This window comes from bacterium, assembly GCA_023150945.1.
GTDB lineage: Bacteria > Zhuqueibacterota > Zhuqueibacteria > Zhuqueibacterales > Zhuqueibacteraceae > Coneutiohabitans.
This window is the reverse complement of the sequence record JAKLJX010000095.1, coordinates 1-581: the sequence shown is the minus strand read 5'-3', so window position 1 is coordinate 581 and position 581 is coordinate 1. Positions and strand designations below refer to the sequence as shown.

Sequence of the window (581 nt, the reverse complement as noted above, 5' to 3'; positions counted from 1 at the left end):
CCGACGGACCGTTCCGCGGCGTCTTCCTCGACGATCTCGCGAACAAGCTCGCGCCGAAGGATCGCGCCTTCGACTACGACCCGAAACACGGCGCCTCGAGCCCCTTCGCGCCCCAGTCGGGCGAGCCGATGGTGACGACGACGAAGGTGAAGGAGCGCGGCGTCGCGAAGGACAAGCGCTACCAGACGTGGCGCTACGCGTCGCTGCTCGCGTTCCAGGTCGGCTTCTTCGTGATCGTGAACCTCGTCGCGGTGCAGGCGCTGTCGGTGAAATACGCGTGGCGCGCGTGGGGCCTCTATCAACCGTTCCCGCTGTTCTTCAACACGTTCTTCTGGTGGTACGACGGCGACCCCGCGTGGATCGTCTGGAGCTTCGTCGGCGCGGGCCTCGTCGGCACGTTCGTCGCGATCCCGCTGCTCGCGCGGAACCACGGCAAGCGCTTCTGCACGTGGATCTGCGGCTGCGGCGGCCTCGCGGAGACGCTCGGGGATCGCTGGCGGCACCTGTCGGCGAAGGGCAAGCGCTCGCGGGACTGGGAGCTCCAGGGCGTCGTCGTGCTCGCGGCGAGCGTGATCGTCGCG

1 protein-coding gene is annotated in these 581 nt (G+C 68.7%); it reads left to right on the top strand.

Features of this window, described 5'->3' with window-relative positions; translation table 11 throughout:
• On the top strand, window positions 1-581 hold a 581-nt coding region (locus tag L6R21_28210; protein MCK6563089.1), incomplete at both ends, for a hypothetical protein.